Below are 21964 nucleotides of genomic sequence, written 5' to 3'. Positions count from 1 at the left end.
CAACGGCTGCGTGCTGGCCACTGGAGGGGGAAAGCCGATCGTCGCGATGGACGCGGGCAGAATGCGTCGACTGGCTGCCGCCGGTCATCCGCCTGGCAGCTGCGCACCACCCCCCACCTTCCTCGGAGAATCGATCCATGGCCGAACGTGCATATGGGGCACCGGCACCTGCGACCCAGACCACGCTGGCTGGAGAGCGCTGGTACGGGAGGGACATCGACCGGCAAACCTACACGGCCGTCCTGTTCAGCGATCTGGACATGACGGAGGCCAGGAACACCGGGTCGGTGTTCGCCGACTGCACCTTCCGGAGCGCGCGCTTCAATTCGTCGGTCCACATGGATGCGGCTTTCGTCAATTGCACGTTTGTCGCCTGCAAGTTCTTCGACGCCAGCTTCATCGATTGCAAGTTCATCGGCAGCATGTTCGATGGCTGCATGTTCGAGGTGATGAAAGCGGTCGGCGGCGACTGGTCATTTGCCGGCCTGCCGGGTGCCGACCTGCGCAAGGCGTCGTTCACCGGCACACGGATGCGAGAGATCGACCTCACGGGCGCACGGTGCGACGGCGGCGTGCTTCGCGACGTCGATCTGTCGGGTGCCTGGCTGCACAGCGCCAACCTCTCGCGATGCGACCTGCGTGGCAGTGACCTGAGTGCACTGGAGCCGCAGCACGTACAGCTTCAGGGGGCAATCATCACGGCCGTGCAGGCGCTGACCATCGCCGAGGCGCTGGGCATGGACGTCAGGCCGGAGGAATAGACACGAGACAGCGCGGGTGCGATGAACACGCTGCAGGAAGAAAGCGGCCTGCCGTGGCGGCTTGCGCCATGGCGGTGCCCCTTGCACCTGCGTGACGTCAGGCTGCGGTGCGGCTCAGGAACATGTGCGTGGCGCGCTCGCCTGCGATCTGCCGTTCGCAGCGGTAGCCCAGCGCCGGCAGGTCCAGGCCTGCGAACAGGGCCTCGCCCTGTCCCAGCAGCACCGGTCGCACGGCCAGGTGAAGTTCGTCGATCAGCCCGGCCTTCAGATACTCGCGCACGGTGGCCACGCCGCCGCCCAAGCGCACGTCGCGCGCACCCGCGGCGGCCTTCGCCTGCGCCAGCGCATCGTGGATGCCGCCGGTGACGAAGTGGAAGGTGGTGCCGCCCTGCATCGTCAGGGGTGCGCGGGCATGGTGGGTCAGCACGAAGACCGGCACGTGATAGGGAGGCTCGTCACCCCACCAGCCTTTCCAGCTGTCATCGGGCCAGGGGCCGCGTACCGGGCCGAACATGTTGCGACCGAGGATCCAGGCGCCCATCTCGGCGAAGCCTTGTTCGGCGATCTCGTTGTCGATGCCGGTCTCGCCGTTGGTCTCGCCCGTCTTTTGCATCTGCTGCCAGATGCGCGTGGGAAAGAACCAGTCCATGAGTTCCGGGCCGCGAACGCCCAGCGGATGCGCCAGGCTCTGGTCCGGGCCGGCGGCAAAGCCATCGAGCGAAACGCCGAAGCTGCGCACGAGCAATCGGGTCATGGCGGGTCTCCTGAAAAACGGAGCCGCAGTTTAGCGCCGGGCGCGCCCGCCACGGGGGAGGGGCAGCCGCGTCAGGGCCTGGTGTGCCCGTTGAACTTGTGACATTTGGGAACGTTCTTCACCGTGGCGATGTACGCGGCGCCGCAAGGCCGGGCGTTGGTGATGCATCAGGGCGATTTCTTGCCCTCCAGGAGATGAAATGACTTTTCCCCGAATCGCTCTCAAGCTGGGTGCCGCAGGTCTTGTTGCTGTCGGCGCCTTGTTTACCGCCGCATCGGCCAACGCGGGCACCAGCTGGTCCATTGGCGTCAACGTGCCCGGCGTGGTCGTGAGCGAGCCCGCACCGGTCTATTACGAGCCGGCGCCTGTCTATTCGAGGCCGGCACCGACCTACTACCAGCCTGTCCAGCCGGTCTACTCCAGCCCGGCACCTGTCTACTACGAGCCCGGATCGCGTTGGGAGGAGCGTCGCGCGCAACGCTGGGAAGAGCGCCGCGCGGAGCGCCGTGAGTGGCGTCGCCGGCAATGGGAGCGTGAGCAGCACCGCCGTTATTACGAAGACCGCGACTGATGCCGGCAACGGCTGTGCGCGAGGGGGTTGAAGGGCCGGTATCGATGCGACGCGGTCTGCCCGAAGAACGCACTCAGTCGAGCTGGATGCCCAGCGGTTCAAGGCGCCGCTTGTAGTTGGCGATCTCCGCAGACACCGTGTCCGAGAACTGCTGCGGGGTGGTCACGACCGATGTGCTGGCGAAGGTCTTCAGCGATGCCTGGAACGCAGGCTCCTGCACCGCCTTCGCCACGTCGTCCCGGATGGCCGTGGCCAGTGCCGGTGACATGCCCTTGGGCCCCCACAGCCCTGACCACGCCGGGATGTCCACGCCCTTGAGGCCGAACTCCGAGACGCTGGGCACCTCGGGAAGGTAGGAGATGCGGGAAGCCGACGTGATGGCCAGGCCGCGCGTCTTTCCCTCATGAATCAAAGGCAGGCCGCTCGAGGTGCCGATGAACAGGAAGTCCACATGGCCGCCCAGCAGGTCCGGGATCGGCGAGGCCTTGTACGGCACATGCACGAGCTGAAGGTTGGCGGCGCGCGCGAACAGCTCTCCCACCAGGTGCGTGGTGTTGCCGGTGCCGTAGGAGGCGAAGGTGACGGTGCCCGGCTTGGCACGCGCCGCCGCCATCAGGTCGTTGAGGGTCCGGTACGGCGCGTCTGCGCGAACGAGCATGACGAAGCCCGGGGAACTCGTCACCTGCGAGATGGGGGTGAAGTCTTTTTGCGAGTCGTAGGGCAACTTGCCGTAGAGCACCGCATTGGTCGTGTGGCCCCCGGTGGTGAAGAGCAAAACGGACCCGTCGGGCCTGGCGCGCGCCACCTCGGCGCTGCCGATGATCGCGCCGGCGCCGGGCTTGTTGTCGACGATGTGGTTGCGACCGGTGGTGCGTCGCAGCGCCTCGGCCAGCTGGCGTGCGGAGGCATCCACGGCGTTCCCGGGTGCGAACGGCACGACGATGCGGGTCACGGCGGGGCGGTCCTGCCCAAAGGAGAGCGAGGGCGCTGCCAGGGCCACCGCACCCAGCGTCTGGAGCATGGCTCGGCGATTCGTGGACGACAGCTTCCGGTGGGGGATCGATTTCACAAGGCTCTCCTGCAGTGGATGGGGTGGGAAGAAAAAACAGATCACCAGAACACGGCGCCGCCCGGGCGTTGGCTCGCCGGTGCGTGCAGGTGCTTGAAGAACTCCAGCTTGGCGATGCGGCTCGCTGCCGCGCGCAAATCCTTGGCGACCGTGGCCTGCCTTTGTGGGTCCAGTCGCTCGGCGATGGCGGACAGGCTGAGGCCTGCCTGAACGTGCTGCCGGTTGGCCGGAACGGCGACACCCACGCTGTGGATGCCGGGGAACGTGCGCCCGTCCATCAGTGCGTAGCCTTGCGCCTCTGCGCGGGCCATCAGCTCCGTCACGTCGCTCATCTTCAGCCGGTATTCGGGCACCAGCGGCGCGACGCGCTGCAGCACTTGCTCGCGCTCCTCGTCGGGCAGCGTCGACAGGATGGCCATGCCCGCGGCGCCCACGCCGAGAGGCACATGCGTGCCGACGTCGACGGTCACTGCCCGGATGGGAAAGGAGCCCGAGGCGCGGTACACGAACACGGCCGACAGGCCCTGGCGCACGCACAGGTAGATCGACTCGCCGGTCTTGTCCGCCAGGTCATCGACCAGCCCGCGGATCTCGGCACTGACTTGGAGGCGCGACGCCGTCGCCGCGCCCAGCAGCGCGGCGCCGAAGCCCAGCCTGTAGCGCCGCGTGTCCGGGTCCTGTTCCACGAAGCCCAGCTGCTGCATCGCGCGCACCATGCGCGACGACGTTGCGACATGAAGTCCGGTGGCTTGCGAGATGGTCTTGATGCGCAAGCCGTCGGCAGGGCGAAGCGCCAGCAGCCGGAGGATCGACAGGCTTCGCTCGACGGCTTGCGCGCCGCTGCGCGCATCCGATGGCTCATGGCGGGAATCGATCATGGGCAGGTCCGTTTCGTTCAGAGGTCAGTCAGGTCGTGAGGCAGACAGGCAGATGAACCCGGGAATCCAGCAAGGACGTCGTTGAACTTGCGGCAATGCTAGGGTCGAAGGGCACCCGAAGTCATCCGTGTCGGCTCACATGGTGAGAATCAAATTCTGACTGTTGTTCTGAATGAAGAATGAGCGAGGAGGTCGGTCCCCTATTCATGCGCCGTGGATTCTCACGATGTGATCGATCCAGGAGAAATGAGGCTTCTGCGGGTGCGCGTTCGTGCCTAGACTTCATTGCAAGGACGCACTGCGCCACGCACCCCTCCACTGCACTGAATTCGCTGAAAGACTGTCTCCATGGCCGACCCGCTGCAACGATCCACGCAAGGCTTCTTCGATCACGAGGGCGTGCGTACGGCCTACGCGCTGCAAGGGCAGGGGCCGGCACTCCTGCTGATGCATGGCGCCGAGGCCACGCGGCAGATGTTTGCCGAGCTGGTGCCTCTGCTGAGTCCAGCCTTCACGGTCATCTCCTACGACCAGCGCGAGTGCGGAGAGACCACGGCACCCGCACACGCCGCCAGCCTGGAAGCGCTGGCGCACGATGCCCATCGCCTGATCGTCCATCTCGGATTCCAGCGCGCCCATGTGTTCGGCTCCTCGTTCGGCGGCCGGGTCGCGCAGGCGCTCGCGCTGCTGCACCCTGACGTGGTCGATCGGCTGGTGCTGGGAAGCACCTGGCCGCTTCCTCACGCGATGGCAGAGCTCAACCCTGCGGGCGTGGCCCGGCTGTCGCAACTGCGCGCGGCCTTGCCCGAGAGCGCCGAGGCACTCGCGACCCTGTTCTTCACCGCGCCCTTGCTGGCCGAGCGACCCGAGCTGCGGGGCTTCTTCTTGAAGGTCAGGCCGGCGGATGACGGCACCCGGCGACGCGCCGCAGCCGTCGCGTCGAGCCTCGATGCCGACCTCGGTGCGATCGCCGCGCCCACCCTGGTGCTCACGGGCGATGCCGACGCCGTGGTCCCGCCGGAGGTGGCGCTCTCGATCGTGCGCGAGATTCCCGATTGCCGTTCCGTCGTCCTGCCTGGCGTGGGGCATGCCACGGCCATGCAAGCCCCCGCGCAGCTCGCCGCGGCGCTCACGCAGTTTCTTCTCCCGTCCGACGCATCCCGGGGACACGCCACATGCCCTTGACCGACCTGAACCACTTCCTCGTGCTCACCAAGGACATCGAGGCCTCGCGGCGCTTCTACATCGAGGCGCTGGGCATGCGCGATGCACCCCGGCCGTGGGCGCCTTTCCCGGGCGCGTGGCTGGCCATTGGCTCGCAGGTCTGCCTGCACCTGGCGCAGGCCAACGACGATCCGGCCATGCTCCATCACTTCGGACGCAGCCCGGGCGAGACGCTGCACGGCAGCGGCGCCGTCGACCACATTGCCTTTTTCGCCAGCGACCTGCAGGAGTTCGAGCAGCGGCTCACGCGGCAGTCGATTCCGTACCGGCGCCGGAGCATTCCGCAATCCAGTCTGGAGCAGATCTTCGTCAACGACCCGGACGGGGTCACGATCGAACTGAATTTTCCTGCCGATGCGCTCGGCAGTGCCCGGGGCACCTTGCCGGATGGCGCGTACGCCGACCTGACAACCGCGTTCAGCGACGCCCCGGACGCGGCGACCCGGTACCGAAAGATCGCCAGGATCGTGGACAAGCATCTGCGCCCCGTGCTGTTCAGCATCAATGCGCGCGTTGGCCACTCCATGCGCCTGCAGCGCGTGTATTCCAGCGACGAACACGCGTATCCCGTGGGGGGAACGAAGGACAAGGAGGGCACCCACTTCGGCGAGACCGTGCTGCGGGGGGCCCAGGTCCTGAGCAGTGACGGCGTCGACGCCATCCGGCAGAACTTCGATGACCACCAGCGGATCCTGGACCTCGGCGGGAGGTCGCTGCTGAACGTGCCCATCGTCGCCGACGGCGTGTGCATCGGCGTGCTGAACGCCGTGCTGCGCGAGCCCGCCGTGCAGGCGCAGCAGGTGGAACTCCTGCAGGCCGTGGCCGGCATCCTGGCCCCCGGCCTTCGCATGCATGCCGTGCCTGCACCCGATACAGACCCCGCCTGACGCACCACCATGAGCTTCACCACCCGCCCTGAACTCAAGGGCACGTTCGGCGCTGCCGCGTCGACGCACTGGCTCGCCACGGCGAGTGCCATGTCCATCCTCGAACGCGGCGGCAATGCCTTCGATGCGGCCGCCTGCGCGGGCTTCGTGCTGCAGGTCGTCGAGCCGCATCTGAATGGCCCGGGCGGTGAAGTGCCGATCCTGTTCTGGAACGAGTCGGGCCACCGCGCCCAGGTGCTGTGCGGGCAGGGCGTGGCGCCGGCGGCTGCCACCATCGAGCACTTTGAGTCGCTGGGGCTGCAGCTGGTCCCCGGCATCGGTTTGCTTCCGGCATGCGTCCCTGGCGCGTTCGGTGCCTGGATGACGCTGCTGCGCGATCACGGAACCATGCCCTTGCGCACGGTGCTGGAGCCGGCCATCCAGTACGCGCGCGACGGCTACCCGCTCGTGCCCCGCATCGTGCAGGCGATCGTTGCGGTGCGCACGCTCTTCGAGACGCAATGGCCGACGTCGGCGCAAATCTACCTGCCGGGGGGCGACGTGCCCTCGCTGGGGAAACTGTTCACCAACAAGGCGCTGGCCGACACCTACCAGCGCCTGCTCGAGGAGGCCGAGCAGGCGAGTACCCAGCGCGAGCAGCAGATCGATTCGGCATTGCGCGGCTGGTACCAGGGCTTTGTGGCCGATCGCATCGACGCCTTCTACCGAACGGAAGTCATGGACTCCTCGGGCGAACGGCAACAGGGGCTTTTGCGTGGGGAGGACATGGCGCGTTGGCGGCCCACCTATGAAGCGCCTCGCATCTGCGACTACGGCGACTTTGCGATCGCCAAGTGCGACGCGTGGAGCCAGGGGCCCGTGATGCTGCAGCAGCTCAACCTCCTGCAGGCCGATGCCCTCGAGGGGCTGGACCCCATGGGCGACGAGCTTGTGCACCGCATGGTGGAGGCGGCCAAGCTGGCCTTTGCGGATCGCGATGCCTGGTATGCCGATCCCCGTGCGATCGATGTTCCGTTGGAGGAGTTGCTCTCGATGCCGTATGCGGCTGCGCGCCGCCCACTGATCGACGACAGGGCGTCGTCCCTGATCCGCCCCGGCAGGCCGGGTGGCCTGGCCCCGCAGCTGTCGCTGCACGAAGACCATTCGCGCGCATTGGCCGCAGGCGGCTTTCTCTTCGGTGCCGGCGAACCCACCTTCGCGGCACTGCCGGCGCAGGCCTGGCAACCGACCGAAGAGATCGTCGTGGGCGACACCTGCCACATCGACGTGGCCGACCGATGGGGCAACCTGGTCGCGGCCACACCCAGCGGGGGATGGCTGTCCAGCAGCCCCGTGGTGCCGGGGCTGGGCTTCTCGTTGAACACACGCCTGCAGATGACATGGCTCGACCGGCGCATGCGCAACGCGCTGCGGCCGGGCTTCCGGCCGCTCACGACGCTCAGCCCGTCCCTGGCATTCAGGCAGGGCCAGGCCTATGCCGCCTTCGGAACGCCGGGCGGCGACCAGCAGGACCAATGGCAGACCGCGTTCGCCGTGCGCCATCTGCGCATGGGCATGACCATGCAGGAAGCCATCGACGCGCCGGCCTGGCACATGAACCATTTCACCGCGTCCTTCTGGCCGCGCCTGGTCGAGAGACAGCGCCTGACCGTCGAGAGCCGCTTTCCTGCGCAGAGCATCGACGCGTTGCGCCGCCGCGGGCACGAGGTGGTCGTCGGCGATGCCTGGTCCGAGGGGCGGCTGTCGGCTTGCGCGCGCGAACGCATCGGCCCCGGCCGCTTCATGTTCAAGGCCGCAGCCAATCCGCGCGGCATGCAAGGCTACGCGGCGGCGCGCTGATTCCCACTGGCACAACCACTCACTACATCTGGAGCTATTCGATGAACGTCCTGATTTCCGGCGCCAGCATGGCTGGCCTTTCCGCCGCCCACTGGTTTGCCCGCCTCGGCCACAAGGTCACCGTGGTCGAGCGCTCGAACGGATTGCGCGCGGGCGGCGCGCCGATCGATGTACGCGGCGATGCAATCGGAACTGCCGAGCGCATGGGCATCCTGCCGCAGATCCTCGCGGAACGCGTGGTGCCGGGCGACCCCACGCCCATCCTGGATGGCACCGGTGCGCAGGTGGCCTCCTTCGACATGCGCTGGTTCGGCAACCAGACCGATGACGACGTCGAAATTTCGCGGGATCGCTTGAACCTGATCCTGCGTCGGTCGATTCCGTCAGACGTCGCGTTCCACTTCTCGTCTTCCATTGCCTCCATCAACGACAGCGACGCCGGCGTGGACGTGACCTTGGCCGATGGCACGCAGCACCACTGCGACCTCGTCGTGGGTGCCGATGGCCTGCATTCGAACGTGCGCAGGCTGGCATTCGGACCCGAGCACGACTACGTGAAGCACTTCGGGCACTACGTGGCGCTCGTGGACCTCCCGAAGGACAGGACGTGGCAACGGGCCATGCTGAACGTTCCGGGCCTGAAGATTTCGGTGAGAGATTCGGGCGACGGCCCGCAGGGCATGATGATCGTTGCGAGCGAGGAGGTCGACTACGACTTCCGCGACATCGAATCGCAGCGCCACCTGGTGGACCGTTTCATGTCGCGCGTCGACGCCTGGCAGGTGCCGCAGATGCGTGCCGCCTTCACGGCGCCCGACGCCGAGGGCTTCTACTTCGATTCCGTGAGCCAGACGCGCATGCCCCGTTGGATCAACGGCAATGTGGCCGTGATCGGCGATGCCGGTCACTGCGCCGCGCTGCTGTCCGGCCTGGGCACCACCCTGGCGATGGTGTCCGCAGAGATGCTGGCCACCACGTGGACCGAGTGCGGCGGCCGGATGGCGCAGGCGAGCCCGCTGTACCACGAGCGCCTTCGCCCCTATGTCGAGCACTGCCAGCAATTTGCGACGGTCGGAGCACCGCTGATGGTGCCCGCCACGCAGGAAGCGTTGGACGAGCGCAATCAGAATCTGCGTGACTGCGCGGCGAAGTTCGCCGAAGCCGCCTAGCTGTTTCTCGTGCGCGGTCAGCGTCTCGGGGCGCGCAGCCTCGCAATGCCGAAGCCCAATGCCACTGCGATGCACAAGAAGGCCAGCACGGCCAGCCAGGTGGATTGGGTGAAGTAATAGGCGCCCAAGGCCGCACCCGCGGCCACGAAGGCGCCCAGCCATTCCAGGGCGGGGTCGAGCCAGCTCTTCGCAGCGTGCGCCTTGGGTTCCGCGAACGCGCGATCGTGTTCGTCGATCTGCTGGGTTGTTGTCGGCGGTCTGCGGGCCTTCCTTTGTCGCGGGTCGGGGAAGTGTTCTCGCAACGCCGGCGTGGGCCAGGCGCCATCGCTGGATGACGCGATGCCGCTCAAGGTCCAGACCGGGTCCGCATCGTGCCGTGCAAGATCCGACATCAGGCTTTCGAGCGCCTTGCCGTTGTGGAGACCGTCGATGTCCTCAAGATCGGCGCGCAGCCATGGCTCGGCGTCGGCCGCATCCGGCAGGCCGGAAGTGCGCAGCAGGAGGTAGTCCCCGAAGTGCTGTGCAATCAGTGCTTCGAAGGACGCGTAGATCGGGCGGTAGCGTTCTCCGACGGCGCCGAGGATCGCTTCACGCCGCTGCGTCAGCCGCGCAACCGCTGCGGCCTTGTCAATGACGAGGTAGGGGTAGGTCGCGTCGGCGCCGAAATCCTCGATGCATTCCTCGCGGTCGACGGCCGAGGCTTCGTCGTCGATGTCGTATTCGTCGATGAAGCGCGCATGCCGGATGTCGCTGGGGCTGAAGAGTGCCCGCCAGAACAACGGGAAGAACGCGTTGGCCTCCAACTCGGCACCATGGCCGAAGAAACTGCGCCATTCGTTGCGGCTGCCTTCCGGCATCCGGGGCAGGGAGGAGCTGGACAGGTAAATGGGGTGTGACATGCGCGACCTTCCGTGTTGCGGCTGGAATCATCTTAGTGGGAGCGGCGCGTCATCCCGTGACCCTGCGGTCCTTCAGACCAGCCGACTGGCCGCAAGCAGCCCTTCACCCCTCAGCGCCGCAGCCCCTGCGTGAACCGCAGCATGTTCGAAAGCGACTCCGCAAACCGCGGCTCCAGGAACGCCGCCAGGTGCGGCATCAGCAGCTGCAGCATCACCAGCCCCGCCAGCAGCGTCAGCGGAAAGCCCACCGCGAAGATGCTGAACTGCGGCGAGGCGCGGTTCAGGATGCCCATGGCGAGGTTGAGTGTGAGCAGCGCGGTGATCAGCGGCAGCGCCAGCAGCAGGCCGCTCGCGAAGATGTCGCCGGCCGCGAGCACCAGGAACATCCAGCCGCCGGCCGCCAGCGGCGCGTCGGCGATGGGCAGCGTGTGAAAGCTCGCGGCCAGGGCCTCCAGCATGAGCAGGTGGCCGTCCAGCGCCATGAAGATCAGCATCGCCAGCATGTTCAGCAACCGCGACACCACCATCGTGCTGCCGTGGCTCATCGGGTCGAAGAAGGACGCGAACGACAAACCCATCTGCAGGCCGATGTACTCGCCCGCGGCCAGCACGGCCGTGAACACCAGCCGCATCGAGAAGCCCATGGCGGCGCCGATCAGCACCTGCTGCACGATGATCCAGAGGCCGCCTGCCGACACCACGGGCACTGCGGGCAGCGGTCCGAGCGTGGGCGAGATCACCAGCGTGAGCACGGCGGCGATGCCCACCTTCACCTGCCGCGTCGCCCAGGGTTCGCCGAACACCGGCGCGGTGGAGACCATGGCCAGCATGCGAACGAAGGGCCAGAGGAAGGCCACCAGCCAGGCCTCGAGCTGGCCCGAGGTGACGGAGAAGACCGAGGGCGTCACGCCAGCATCTGCGGGATGCTGGCGAACAGGGCGCGAATGTAGTCGAGCATGCGGTCGAGCATCCACGGCCCGGCGATGACCAGCGTCGCGAACACCGCGAGCAGCTTGGGAATGAAGGACAGCGTGGCCTCGTTGATCTGCGTGGCCGCCTGGAAGATGCTGACCACCAGGCCGATCACGAGCGCCACCAGCAGCAGTGGCGCACCCAGCAGCAACGAGATCTCCATGGCCCGGTGGCCCATGGTCATGACGGATTCGGGCGTCATAAGTAGAAGCTCTGCGAGAGCGCACCGATCAGCAGCTGCCAGCCGTCGGCCAGCACGAACAGCATGAGCTTGAAGGGCAGCGCGATGGACGCGGGCGGCACCATCATCATGCCCATCGACATCAGCACGCTCGCCACCACGAGGTCGATGATGAGAAAGGGAATGAAGATGGTGAAGCCGATCTGGAACGCGGTCTTCAGCTCGCTGATCACGAAGGCCGGCAGCAGGATGCGCAGCGGCACGTCTTCGGGCCCCTGCATCTCGGGCGCCTTGGCGAGCCGCGCGAACAGCGCCAGGTCGGTCTCGCGCGTCTGCTTGAGCATGAAGGTCTTGAAGGGCGCGATGCCGCGCTCCAAGGCCTTCTCGGCGCTGAGCTTGCTTTCGGAGAAGGGCACGTAGGCCTCGGTGTAGGCCTTGTCGAACACCGGCGACATCACGAAGAAGGTGAGGAACAGCGACAGCCCCACCAGGATCTGGTTGGGCGGCGAGGTCTGCGTGCCGATGGCGGTGCGCAGCAGGCCCAGCACGATGAGGATGCGCGTGAAGCTGGTCATCGACAGCAGCAGCGCGGGCAGGAAGGTGAGCGAGGTCAGCAGCACCAGCGTCTGCACGCTCAGCGACCAGGTCTGGCTGCCGCCGGGGCCCGGCGTGCTGGTGAGGCCGGGCAGGCCTTGGGTCCACGCGGCGGCGGGCAGCGTGGCGGCGAGCAGCAGCAGGGCGGTGCGCAGGCCGCGGTGCAGGGCAGGGCGCGTCATGGCGCGGTGCGCGCCTTGCCCGCGAGCGAATCGCGCAGCTTCTGGGCGAACAGTCCCATCGGATTTTGCGCAGGCGTAGGCGTTGCAACGGAAGGCGTTGCCTGCGCCGGCAGCGTGTGCAGCGTGCGGACCTGGCTGCTGGTGACGCCCAGCACCAACCACTGGCCGGCCACGTCCACCACGACCACGCGCTCGCGCGGGCCGACCATGGCGGTGGACACCACCTTCACCACCTGGCCGCCGCCCAGCCGCTGCAGGCCGAAGCGCCGCGCCAGCCACGCGCACAGGAAGATCAGGCCGACGACCGCCGCCATGCCGAAGCCCGCCTGCAGCAGGCCCGCGCCGCCGACCGCAACGGGTGGCGCGGCTTCGCGCACCGGCGTGGGCACGGTGGGCAAGGCCGCATGCGCCGCATGCAGGCCCAGTGCGAGCAGCGCGGTGCCCCGCGCGAACAGCGAAGACACCCGCGCCAGGCTCATGCGCGCGCGAGCTTCTGCATGCGCTCGGAGGGCGTGACGATGTCGGTCAGGCGGATGCCGTACTTCTCGTTCACCACCACCACCTCGCCCTGCGCAATGAGGTAGCCGTTGATCAGCACGTCCAGCGGCTGGCCGGCCAGGCCGTCGAGCTCCACCACCGAGCCCTGCGACAGCTGCAGCAGGTTCTTGATGGTGATGCGCGTGCGGCCGATCTCGGCGGTGAGCTGCACGGGCACGTCGAGCACGCGCGCGATGTCCACGGGCGTGGCGGACGATGCAGCCGGTGCATCCTGGATCTGCTGGAAGACCTGCGCCGTTGCGGGGGCCACGGCAGGGTCGGGCGCGGGCGCGCTCGCCGCGGTCTGCTCGGCCAGTGCGCTGGCCCAGTCGTCCGCGTCGCTGGCGGCAGAGGTGTTGTCAGTCATGGTCGTTCTTCGAATCGCTGTCTTGGTGGGAGATCATGTGTTGCACGCGCAGGGCGTAGCGCTCGTTGGAGGTGCCGTAGCCGCAGGCCATCACGGGCACGCCGCCGACCTTGGCGACCACCGTCGCCGGCAGCTCGATGGGAATCACGTCGCCCACGCGCAGCTTCATCACCTCGCCCAGCGTCGATGGCATGGTGACGAAGTCGGCGGTGAGCTCGACGTCGGCGGCCTGCATCTGGCGCGACATCTGCGTGACCCAGCGCTTGTCGACCTCGACCTCGTCCTGGATCGGGTTGGACAGCAGGTCGCGGATCGGCTCGATCATCGAGTAGGGCAGGCACACATGCAAAAAGCCGCCGATGGGGCCGAACTCGATCTGCAGCGTGGTGTTGATCACCACCTCGTTGGGCGCCACGATGTTGGCGAGCTTGCCGTGCATCTCGGCGCGCACGTAGTCGAAGGCCAGTGGAAACACCGGCTGCCACGCGTCGCCGTAGCACTGCAGCGACAGGTCGAGCAGGCGCTTGATGATGCGCTGCTCGGTGCGCGTGAAGTCGCGGCCTTCCACGCGCACGTGGTAGCGACCGTCGCTGCCGAACAGGTTGTCCACCACGAGGAACACCAGCTTCGGATCGAACACGAAGAGGGCGGTGCCGCGCAGCGGCTTCATATGGACCATGTTGATGTTCGCGGGCACCGGCAGGTGCCGCACGAACTCGCCGAACTGCTGGATCTGCACCGGCCCGACCGAGATGTCGGGGCTGCGGCGCATGAAGTTCAGCAGCGCGCTGCGCAGGCCGCGCGCAAAGCGGTCGTTGATGACCTCCAGCGTGTGCATGCGGTTGCGCACCACGCGGTCGGGCGCACCGAGGTCGTAGGCCGGCAGGCCGTCGGGCGGCGGCGCGGGCGCGGCGGCCTGGTCGAGGTCGCCGCCGGTGACGCCCTGCAGCAGGGCATCGACCTCGTCCTGGGAGAGCACCTGTTCATACGCCATGGATCGCGGGTCCGCAAACGGGCATCGTCGTCACTGCACGACGAAGGAGTTGAAGGACACGCTCGCGATGCCCAGCTCGGGCAAGCCCTCGGCCAGCGGTGCGTTCAGGGCGCTGTGGATCTCCGTGGCCAGCCGGGCCTTGTCTTCCGAGGTGACCAGCGATTCGGGCGGGCGGTTCGACAGCAGCACCAGCAGGCGGCTGCGCAGCTCGGGCATGAACTCCACGATCTGCGCCTTGGCCTGCTCGTCGCGCAGCTTCAGCGCCAAGCCGATCTGCAAAAAGCGCGAGCGGCCTTCCGATTGCAGGTTGACGGTCAGCGGCTCGAGCATGAGGAAGATGGGCTTCTCGGGCACCGGCGCCTTGGCCGTCTCGGTGGCGGCGTGCTCGATGAAGCGGGGCAGCACGAAGACGTACGCCGCCGCGCCGGCCGCGGCCAGGCCGAGGGCGGCCACGAGCCCGATCAGCAGTTTCGAGGTGCGGCGCGAGGCCGGCGGGTCGGTCGCGACCGACGCAGCCGCGGTGGCGGCGGGAGAAGAGGTAGCCATGGTGAAACGGTGGACGGGTCCGATCTATTCTTTGCGAAGTCGCCCGCCGGCGAACGGCCGAACAAGCGCACAAAGGCGCTTTACATCCGTTCATTGCGGGAGGCGGGTGGGGCGGTTTCAGGCGAAGGTGTCGACGCCGGGGCCCGTGCGTGGGGAGGCAACGGGGCGGGGTGCTGCCGTTGCCGTGCGGGCGATGTCGGTGGCAGCGGAAGTGCCCTGCGGTCGCCATGCGCCCTGTCGCTGGTTGTGTTGCTGCTGCTGTTGCTGCGCGAACGCGGCGTCCTGGCCGAACGGCGCGCGCGTGTCCGCGCCCACCGAGGTCTGGCCCAGCGTGATGCCCTGCTCCGACAGGCTGGTGCGCAGCTGTGGCAGCGCAGCCTCGACGGCCTTGCGCACGCTCTCGTGCGCCGACACGAACGCGGCCTGCGCCTGGTGCTCGCCGACCGACAGCGTGACCTTCAGCGGGCCGAGGCCGGCGGGGTTGAGGTTCAGCTCGGCCGTGTGCGTGCCGGTCAGGCTCATGCGCGCGAGCTGTTGGCCGAGTGCGGGCGCCCATTTCTCGCTGCCGACTTCGGGGGCGAGCGTGTGCATGGCGGGGCGTGCGGCGGGGCTTTCGGACGCGCGCTCGGTGGCCGTGGCGGTGGGCTGTTGCAGCGCGAACGGCGCGGTGGACGGCGCCGCCGCGTCGTCGCCCGAGGTGCCGGCCGACACCGCGGTGACGGGGGCCGTGTCCGCTGTCGCGGGCTTCGCGTCGCCGGCAGGCTGGGCTTGCGCCGCGGCTGCGAGCTGTTCGGTGGTGGTGGCGCTCACGGTGCGCGGTGCGCCCGCGCGGCCCGGTGCGGCGGTGCCGACGGGTGGGCCTGCAGGTGCAGCAGCCGGCTTCTTGCCATCGACAGCCATCGGCTGCGCGGCCACGGCGGCGCGCACGATCTCGTACAGCGAGGGCGGCGCGGCGTTGTCGGTTTCAGGCGTCGCGTCTTGTGCGGCGGCGGTTGCAGTGGGAGCGGAAGCGTCTTCGGTGGCGATGGCGGGCGCGGGCGTGGCGGCGGCTTCGCTGCTCACGCGGACCGTGCCTGCAGGCAGACCGGCTTGCGCGTCAGGCGTGACCGGCGCCAGCGAGGTTTCTGGCGCACCGCTGCCCTGTGTGGTCGCACCTCCCGCAAGCACCAACGCCTGTTGCGGCGTGACGGCGGCTGCGAGAAAGGCGAGGTCCGGCTCCGCAGGCTGCGCATCCCGTACCTCTTCCGCAAGGTCTGTCTTGCGCAGCGGCTTGGCGTCCGCCACCACGCTGTCGGCATCCGATGCCTTCTCGGCCTGGCTCGCGCGCGAACGTTCGAGCGCGGCACCGAACGCGCGGCCCTGCGCCTCGTCGGCGTTGCTGCGGCCACGTGCGCCGCCCTGCGCGACCGGCGAAGTGGCGGCAGGCGTGACGGACGGCGGGATCATGGGAGGCATGTCGGTTCCTGGAGGAGATTCAATGGGTGGGGTGCGAGGCGCGGTCGAAGAACTGGCGGGCGGCGCGTTCGTCGCTGTCGCGCTGTTCGCGCTTGGCCTGCGCCATCAGCTCCTGCGCGCGCACGCGATCGGCCAGCGTGTCGAAGGAGCTGAGGCGGCGCTTCTCGCGCTGCCAGTCGGTGCGGCCCCGGTCGAGCTGGTGCCCGGCCCGCTCGGCGATGGCGCGTTGCTGCGCGATCGCGTGGTCGAGCGTGCCGAGGAAGTTGCGGTAGTTGCGCCACTGCGACGACGGCAGGCCGCCGCGCATCAGTGTGTCGAGCTGCGCGTGGTAGTCCTGGCGGTACTGCAGCAGCAGCTCGAGCTTCTGCTGCGCGCTCAGGTGCGCGCTCTGCAAGGCGCCCAGGCGGCGCGCGGCGTCGTCGGTCTGGCTCTGCGCCAGGTCGATGAGCATGCCGAGGGGGAGCTTGCTGCTGCTCATGGGCGTCCTGGTGAAGGTGTGTTCGTGAACAGGCTGTCCATGTGGGCGATGGCCTCCTCGTAGCCGGTGCGCTCGTGCATCGACTGCTGCAAAAAGGCCTCGATGCGCGGGTACATCGCGATCGCCTGGTCCAGTTGCAGGTCGTGCCCCGGCGCGTAGGCGCCGACGCTGATCAGGTCGCGGTTGCGCTGGTAGCGCGACAGCATCTGCTTGAAGCGGCGCACGGTGTCGAACTGCGCGGGCGCAATCAGCGACGTCATCGTGCGGCTGATCGAGGCCTCGATGTCGATGGCCGGGTAGTGCCCCGCTTCGGCCAGCGTGCGCGAGAGCACGACGTGGCCGTCCAGGATCGCGCGCGCCGAATCGGCGATCGGGTCCTGCTGGTCGTCGCCTTCCGAGAGCACGGTGTAGAAGGCGGTGATCGAGCCGCCGCGCCCCTGCGCATCGCGCGCGCCGTTGCCGGCGCGTTCCACCAAGGCCGGCAGCCGCGCGAACACCGAGGGCGGGTAGCCCTTGGTGGCGGGCGGCTCGCCCACGGCCAGCGCGATCTCGCGCTGCGCCATCGCATAGCGCGTGAGCGAATCCATGATGAGCAGCACGTCCTTGCCCTGGTCGCGAAAGTACTCGGCCAGGCAGGTGGCGTAGGCCGCGCCTTGCAGACGCAGCAGCGGCGAGTTGTCGGCCGGCGCGGCCACCACCACGGCGCGGGCCAGGCCTTCCTCGCCCAGCGTGTTCTCGATGAAGTCCTTCACCTCGCGCCCGCGCTCGCCGATGAGGCCGACCACGATCACTTCGGCGCTGGTGTAGCGGGCCATCATGCCCAGCAGCACGCTCTTGCCCACGCCCGAGCCGGCAAACAGGCCCATGCGCTGGCCGCGGCCGACGGTGAGCATGGCGTTGATGGCGCGCACGCCCACGTCGAGCACCGAGTCGATGGCCGCGCGCGACAGCGGGTTGATCGGCGGCGCCGCCAGCGGCACCTGGCGCGCCACGTCGAGCGGGCCCAGCCCGTCGAGCGGCCGGCCGGCCGCATCGACCACGCGGCCGAGCATGCCTTCGCCGACGGGCAGGCGCTTGGTGTGGGCGTCGCCGGTCGCGCCGGGCTCGCGCAGGCCGGGCCGCGCAAACACGCGCGCGCCGGGCAGCAGGCCCGCCACCTCGGTCTGCGACATGAGGAAGAGGCGGTCGCCCGCGAAGCCCACCACTTCGGCCTCGGCATGGCGCTGCGGATGGCCGGGCGGCAGTTCGATGAGGCAGTCGCTGCCCACGGGCAGCTGCAGGCCCACGGCCTCGAGCACGAGGCCGACGGCGCGCGTGAGGCGGCCCGAGGCGGTGGTGGTCGTGCTGCGGGCGACGTCGGCGCGCGCCTGTTCCAGCACGGCGCGCACGCTGTTCAGATGAGGGTTCGTAGGCGCGGTCTGCATTGAATCAGGGGGCGTCGCCACGCAGCGCCGCACCCACGCGCTCCCAGCGCGTGGCCAGGCTGGCGTCCAGCTCGCCCGTGGCCGACTGCACGCGGCAGCCGCCGCGCGCCAGGCTGTCGTCGGCGCGCAGCTGCCAGCCGGCCGCCTCGATCTCGCTGCCCAGGCTGTTCTTCACCAGCGCCAGGTCGTCGGGGTGCAGCAGCAGGCGCGGTTCGCCGCGCAGCGCGGGTTCGGCGTGCAGCAGGTCGCGCACCAGCGGCAGCACCCATTCGGGCTCGGCCTGGTAGGTGCGGTGCACCACCTGGCGCGCCACGTCGAGCGCGAGCGCGAGCACGGTCTCTGCCAGCTCGACTTCGGCGCCGCGCAGTGCCTCGGGCAGCGAACGGGCCAGCGCGCGCAGGCGTTCGGCATGCGCGCTGGCGGCGGCGAGGCCGGTGGCCAGGCCTTCGGTGTGGCCGACCTGGCGGCCTTCGGCCAGCCCGGCGGCGCGGCCCTCGGCTTCGCCTGCAGCGCGTGCTTCCTTGCGGATGCGGGCCAGCTCGGCGAGGTCGACCTTGGGCGCGGGAGGCGCAGGCGGTGGAGAAGGGCGCTGCGCCGTGTGACGCGAAAGCGCCGTGCCCGACGGCGCCTTGCCATCGAGCGTGCCCATCTCCCAGCGCTCCCACGCCGACAGCGCGGGCGTGCCGGCGCCGGCCTGGCGCGCGGCCGCGTGGATGGCGGCGAGGCGCTCGCGCGATCCTCCGAAGGCGCCGGGGTCAGACGAAGTCATCGGTGCCAGGCGCTGCGATCACGATCTCGCCGGCGTCCGCCAGACGGCGGGCGACCTGCAGGATGGCCTTCTGTTCGGTCTCGACCTGCGACACGCGCACGGGACCGCGCAGCTCCATGTCCTCGCGCAGCGTCTCGGCCGCGCGCTGCGACATGTTGCTGAGGAACTTGTCGCGCAGCTCCAGCGGCGCGCCCTTGAGCGCGATGATGAGCGAGTCGCTCTCGATGTCCTTGAGCAGGCGCTGGATGCTGCGGTCTTCCAGGCCCAGCAGGTTCTCGAACACGAACATCTCGTCGACGATGCGCTGGGCCAGCGCCTCGTCCTGTTCGCGCACATGGGCGATGGCTTCTTCTTCCACCGTGGTGCTCATCAGGTTGACGATCTCGGCCGCGGTGCGCACGCCGCCCAGGCGGCTGCGGCGCAGGCCCTGGCCCGCGAGCATTTCGGTCAGCACCTCGGTCAGCTCGTTCAGCGCCGACGGCTGCACGCCGCCGAAGGTGGCCACGCGCATGATCACGTCGTGGCGCAGGCGCGCGGGCAGCTTCTCGAGCACCTCCGAGGCCTTCATGCGGTCCAGGTGCACCAGCAGCGTCGCAAGGATCTGCGGGTGCTCGTCGCGGATGAGTTCGGCCACCTCGCCGGCCTCGAGTTCGTTCAGGCGCTCGATGCCGCCGTGCGGCTCGTCGGGCTGCAGGATGTCCTCGAGCAGGTTGCTCGCGCGATCGTCGCCCAGCGCCTTCTTGAGCACGGCGCGGATGTAGCTGGTGGAGCCCAGGTGCAGCGCCGACAGTTGCTCGGTCTCCTGGCGGAACTCGGCCAGCACCGAGGCCAGCTCGTCGCGCGAGACCGCGCTCAGCTTGGACATGGCCAGGCCCAGCGCCTGCACCTCGGAGGTGGGCAGCAGGTGCAGCGCGGCGGCGGCGCGGTCTTCGCCCAGCGCCATGAGCAGGATGGCGCTCTTGCGGGTGCCTGCTTCACTGCTAGTCATCGGAGTGCATCCAGTGCTGGATCAGGGCGGCCACGAGCTTGGGGTCCTTGTCGGCGGTCTGCTGGGCGTAGTCCATGTCGGCCTTCTGGCGTGTGGACTCGCGCTGCTGCAGTGTTTCTTCGGGTTCGGCGGAAGGCGCGACGGTGTCAGCGGCCACGGGCGTCGCAGGTGGTGCGGGTGGTGCGGGTGGCAGCGCAGCCAGGTGCCGGCGCATCAGCGGGCGCCCCACGGCGAACCAGGCGAACAGCGCGAGCAGGCCGATGAGCAGGTAGGGGACCAGCGTCTTGCCGAACGCGAGGTTGTCGCGGTCGCGCCAGAACGGCACGTCGGGCGTGGGGCCGGCCTCGCTGTCGCCATCGCGGGCGAAGGCGCTGTTGACCACGTTGAGCGAGTCGCCGCGCTCCTGGCTGAAGCCCATCGCTTCCTTGGCGAGGTTGCGGATCTGCTCCAGCTCGGCCGGAGCGAGCGCGCGGGCGCTGGTCTTGCCCGCGGCATCGACCGTGTCGCGGTGGTTCACCACCACGGCGACCGACAGGCGCTTCACGCCGCCGGCGGCCTGCTGCACGTGGCGGATGGTCCGGTCGAGTTCGTAGTTGGTCGTGACGTCCTTGCGCGTGTTGCTCGGGCCGGCCGGTGCAGCGGGCGCGTTCGCCGTGCCCGGTGCGTTGGGCGCGTTCGGCGGCTTGGGCGCGGTGATCGGCGCCGTCGGATTCACCGGCGGCTGGTTCGACAGCGCACCCGGCACGCCACCGGGCGGCGCGCCGTTGTGCTGCGCCGATTCACTGGACTGCTGGCTGCGGATCGCGGCCTGCGCCGGGTCCTGGTTGGGCCTGTACTTCTCGTCGGTGTGTTCCACCACCGAGAAGTCGATCTCGGCCGCGACCTGCGCGCGCACGTTGCTCGCGCCCACCAGCGGCTGAAGAATGGCTTCGATGCGGCGCACGTAGCCCTGCTCGATCTCCTGCGCGTACTTGAGCTGGCTCACGTCCAGCCCCTGGCTGGTGCCGCGCGCCGACGACAGCAGGTTGCCGCGCTGGTCGACCACCGTGACGCTCTTGGCGTCCAGGTCGGGCACGCTGGCGGACACCATGTGCACGATGGCGCTCACCTGGCCTTCGTCGATGCTGCGCCCGCGCATCAGCGTGAGCACCACCGAGGCCGAGGGCTTCTTCTGGTCGCGCACGAAGAGCGACGGCTTGGGCAGCGCCAGGTGCACGCGCGCGGCCTCGATGCTGCCGATCGATTCGATGGAGCGCGCCAGCTCGCCTTCGAGCCCGCGCTGGTAGTTGACCTGCTCGGCGAACTGGCTGGTGCCGAACTTCTGGTTGTCCATCAGTTCGAAGCCCACGCCGCCGGCCTTGGGCAGGCCCTGGGCCGCGAGCTTCAGCCGCGTCTCCGCCACCTTGTCGCCCGCGATCAGGATCGCGCCGCCGCCCTCGGCGAACTTGTAGGGCACGTTCATCTGCTGCAGCGACGCGATGATCGCGCCGCCGTCGCGGTCCGACACGTTGGTGTAGAGCACCTTGTAGTCGGGGCCGCGGCTCCACAGGAAGAAAGCGGCCGCCACCGTCACCAGCGCCGCGGCGCCAATGATCAGCGGCAGCCGGGGCTGCGCGCGCATGCGCTCCAGCATCGGGGGCAGGCCGTTGGCGCCCGCCGCCAGGCCGCCCGTGGGCGCGGCCGTGCTCATCGGCGCGCCTTCGCCTGGGCCGTTGCGCCGCGCAGGGCCGGCGCCGGTGTGAGAGAGGGAATTCGGTGTTGGGATGTCATGCCGGTGGCCGGCGACGTCGTGCGCGGCCTGTGGTTTCGCGAACGATTGTCAGCAGGCGATGGGGAATTCGATCGGTCGAACAGCCGGGGGTTTTGCCCTCAGTTGCGCGTTTGAATGGGGGTCTTCCCTTGATACGCTGCCTGCCGGTCGGAGCGCTCGCGCGCTCCGTGTCAAGTCAGCTGGAAGTGAACTTTTCCCCATGTCCATCAATGCCATCGAATCCGTCCTGCAGCAGATGCGCGCCACCGCGCTCGCCAGCGGCATGGGGCCCGCGACGACTGCGCCGGCCGGCGCGGGCGGCTTCGCGGCCGAGCTGCAGCGCTCGCTCGCCAACATCAGCGGCGCGCAGCAGCAGGCCTATGCGCAGGCCGAATCCTTCGAGCTGGGCAAGCCCGGCGTGGCGCTCAACGACGTGATGGTCGACCTGCAGAAGGCCAACGTGGCGTTCCAGGCCGGGCTGCAGGTGCGCAACCGGCTGGTGACGGCCTACCAGGAAATCATGAGCATGCAGGCATGACGAGGCAGGGGGCGGCAACGTAGAACTTTTTTCGTTGCGGCCCTAAAGGTTTGCGGACACCCGCCGATATCCCCTTCAACGATGGCTTGAGTCTCACCGTGGAAGCGGGTCCAGCGTTACGGCCGATGGCCGGAGTCC

At 68.9% G+C, this 21964-nt stretch carries 24 protein-coding genes; 7 read left to right on the top strand and 17 right to left on the bottom strand.

The window, feature by feature from the left end:
* The first annotated feature begins 137 nt into the window (after window positions 1-137).
* Window positions 138-761, top strand: a complete 624-nt coding sequence (locus tag AC07Q9_RS04200) for a pentapeptide repeat-containing protein (protein WP_495307563.1) — start codon at window positions 138-140, stop codon at window positions 759-761.
* Window positions 762-858: 97 nt separating this feature from the next.
* On the opposite strand, the gene AC07Q9_RS04195 is transcribed toward AC07Q9_RS04200, so the two are convergent.
* On the bottom strand, window positions 859-1515 hold the full coding sequence (locus AC07Q9_RS04195; RefSeq protein WP_489059588.1) for a dihydrofolate reductase family protein: 657 nt from the start codon (window positions 1513-1515) through the stop codon (window positions 859-861).
* 199 nt (window positions 1516-1714) lie between these two features.
* On the opposite strand from AC07Q9_RS04195, the gene AC07Q9_RS04190 reads away from it, so the two are divergent.
* The gene (locus AC07Q9_RS04190; protein ID WP_495307561.1) at window positions 1715-2086 is read left to right on the top strand and encodes a hypothetical protein; all 372 of its coding nucleotides are present in this window, start codon (window positions 1715-1717) and stop codon (window positions 2084-2086) included.
* Window positions 2087-2159: 73 nt separating this feature from the next.
* Here AC07Q9_RS04190 and AC07Q9_RS04185 read toward each other — a convergent pair whose 3' ends face one another.
* Together AC07Q9_RS04185 and AC07Q9_RS04180 are read right to left on the bottom strand one after the other, a co-directional pair.
* Window positions 2160-3107: a Bug family tripartite tricarboxylate transporter substrate binding protein gene (locus tag AC07Q9_RS04185; RefSeq protein ID WP_492677401.1), complete on the bottom strand. Its 948-nt coding sequence runs from the start codon at window positions 3105-3107 to the stop codon at window positions 2160-2162.
* An 89-nt stretch (window positions 3108-3196) separates the two neighbouring features.
* Window positions 3197-4033: an IclR family transcriptional regulator gene (locus tag AC07Q9_RS04180; protein WP_495307558.1), complete on the bottom strand. Its 837-nt coding sequence runs from the start codon at window positions 4031-4033 to the stop codon at window positions 3197-3199.
* A gap of 348 nt (window positions 4034-4381) precedes the next feature.
* On the opposite strand from AC07Q9_RS04180, the gene AC07Q9_RS04175 reads away from it, so the two are divergent.
* From AC07Q9_RS04175 to AC07Q9_RS04160, 4 genes are read left to right on the top strand one after another with little or no spacing between them, the layout of a single operon-like run.
* A complete protein-coding gene (locus AC07Q9_RS04175) occupies window positions 4382-5218 on the top strand; it encodes an alpha/beta fold hydrolase (protein ID WP_495307556.1) in 837 nt (278 codons plus the stop codon).
* Window positions 5209-6144 carry a VOC family protein gene (locus AC07Q9_RS04170; RefSeq protein WP_495307555.1) on the top strand — a complete coding sequence of 312 codons (936 nt, stop codon included), beginning with the start codon at window positions 5209-5211 and terminating at the stop codon, window positions 6142-6144. The genes AC07Q9_RS04175 and AC07Q9_RS04170 overlap by 10 nt, the downstream gene beginning before the upstream one ends.
* Before the next feature lie 9 nt (window positions 6145-6153).
* Window positions 6154-7983, top strand: a complete 1830-nt coding sequence (locus tag AC07Q9_RS04165) for a gamma-glutamyltransferase family protein (RefSeq protein WP_495307553.1) — start codon at window positions 6154-6156, stop codon at window positions 7981-7983.
* Window positions 7984-8024: 41 nt separating this feature from the next.
* Window positions 8025-9152, top strand: coding sequence for an FAD-dependent monooxygenase (locus AC07Q9_RS04160; protein WP_495307551.1), 1128 nt, complete (start codon window positions 8025-8027; stop codon window positions 9150-9152).
* Window positions 9153-9169: 17 nt separating this feature from the next.
* On the opposite strand, the gene AC07Q9_RS04155 is transcribed toward AC07Q9_RS04160, so the two are convergent.
* The 14 genes from AC07Q9_RS04155 to fliF all read right to left on the bottom strand — a co-directional run bounded on the left by AC07Q9_RS04155 (window position 9170) and on the right by fliF (window position 21228).
* Window positions 9170-10051 (bottom strand): hypothetical protein, encoded by an 882-nt coding sequence (locus AC07Q9_RS04155; RefSeq protein ID WP_495307549.1) that lies wholly within the window; start codon window positions 10049-10051, stop codon window positions 9170-9172.
* Between the two features lie 110 nt (window positions 10052-10161).
* Window positions 10162-10959: a flagellar biosynthetic protein FliR gene (gene fliR / locus AC07Q9_RS04150; protein ID WP_492677408.1), complete on the bottom strand. Its 798-nt coding sequence runs from the start codon at window positions 10957-10959 to the stop codon at window positions 10162-10164.
* A complete protein-coding gene (fliQ, locus tag AC07Q9_RS04145) occupies window positions 10956-11225 on the bottom strand; it encodes a flagellar biosynthesis protein FliQ (RefSeq protein WP_495307547.1) in 270 nt (89 codons plus the stop codon). The genes fliR and fliQ overlap by 4 nt, the downstream gene beginning before the upstream one ends.
* On the bottom strand, window positions 11222-11980 hold the full coding sequence (fliP, locus tag AC07Q9_RS04140) for a flagellar type III secretion system pore protein FliP (protein WP_062469318.1): 759 nt from the start codon (window positions 11978-11980) through the stop codon (window positions 11222-11224). The genes fliQ and fliP overlap by 4 nt, the downstream gene beginning before the upstream one ends.
* Window positions 11977-12459, bottom strand: a complete 483-nt coding sequence (gene fliO, locus AC07Q9_RS04135) for a flagellar biosynthetic protein FliO (protein WP_495307545.1) — start codon at window positions 12457-12459, stop codon at window positions 11977-11979. The genes fliP and fliO overlap by 4 nt, the downstream gene beginning before the upstream one ends.
* Window positions 12456-12884: a flagellar motor switch protein FliN gene (gene fliN / locus AC07Q9_RS04130; protein ID WP_062469325.1), complete on the bottom strand. Its 429-nt coding sequence runs from the start codon at window positions 12882-12884 to the stop codon at window positions 12456-12458. The genes fliO and fliN overlap by 4 nt, the downstream gene beginning before the upstream one ends.
* A complete protein-coding gene (gene fliM, locus AC07Q9_RS04125; protein WP_062469328.1) occupies window positions 12877-13878 on the bottom strand; it encodes a flagellar motor switch protein FliM in 1002 nt (333 codons plus the stop codon). Before fliM ends, fliN begins: the two co-directional genes overlap by 8 nt.
* Window positions 13879-13908: 30 nt before the next feature.
* Window positions 13909-14424 (bottom strand): flagellar basal body-associated protein FliL, encoded by a 516-nt coding sequence (gene fliL, locus AC07Q9_RS04120; protein WP_495307543.1) that lies wholly within the window; start codon window positions 14422-14424, stop codon window positions 13909-13911.
* Window positions 14425-14541: 117 nt separating this feature from the next.
* A complete protein-coding gene (locus AC07Q9_RS04115; protein ID WP_495307541.1) occupies window positions 14542-15879 on the bottom strand; it encodes a flagellar hook-length control protein FliK in 1338 nt (445 codons plus the stop codon).
* Between the two features lie 19 nt (window positions 15880-15898).
* Window positions 15899-16357 (bottom strand): flagellar export protein FliJ, encoded by a 459-nt coding sequence (gene fliJ / locus AC07Q9_RS04110; protein WP_062469337.1) that lies wholly within the window; start codon window positions 16355-16357, stop codon window positions 15899-15901.
* Window positions 16354-17781: a flagellar protein export ATPase FliI gene (gene fliI / locus AC07Q9_RS04105; RefSeq protein WP_495307540.1), complete on the bottom strand. Its 1428-nt coding sequence runs from the start codon at window positions 17779-17781 to the stop codon at window positions 16354-16356. Before fliI ends, fliJ begins: the two co-directional genes overlap by 4 nt.
* 4 nt (window positions 17782-17785) lie before the next feature.
* A complete protein-coding gene (fliH, locus tag AC07Q9_RS04100; protein ID WP_495307538.1) occupies window positions 17786-18550 on the bottom strand; it encodes a flagellar assembly protein FliH in 765 nt (254 codons plus the stop codon).
* On the bottom strand, window positions 18537-19538 hold the full coding sequence (gene fliG, locus AC07Q9_RS04095; protein ID WP_062469343.1) for a flagellar motor switch protein FliG: 1002 nt from the start codon (window positions 19536-19538) through the stop codon (window positions 18537-18539). The genes fliH and fliG overlap by 14 nt, the downstream gene beginning before the upstream one ends.
* Window positions 19531-21228 (bottom strand): flagellar basal-body MS-ring/collar protein FliF, encoded by a 1698-nt coding sequence (gene fliF, locus AC07Q9_RS04090; RefSeq protein WP_495307536.1) that lies wholly within the window; start codon window positions 21226-21228, stop codon window positions 19531-19533. Before fliF ends, fliG begins: the two co-directional genes overlap by 8 nt.
* Before the next feature lie 280 nt (window positions 21229-21508).
* Here fliF and fliE point away from each other — a divergent pair, with 280 nt between their 5' ends.
* The gene (fliE, locus tag AC07Q9_RS04085) at window positions 21509-21826 is read left to right on the top strand and encodes a flagellar hook-basal body complex protein FliE (RefSeq protein WP_495307535.1); all 318 of its coding nucleotides are present in this window, start codon (window positions 21509-21511) and stop codon (window positions 21824-21826) included.
* Window positions 21827-21964: the final 138 nt, after the last annotated feature.

It is taken from the genome of Variovorax sp. GW821-FHT09A10, assembly GCF_059418385.1.
Note: the sequence above shows the minus strand (reverse complement) of the source record. Positions and strands in the feature narration are given on the sequence as shown.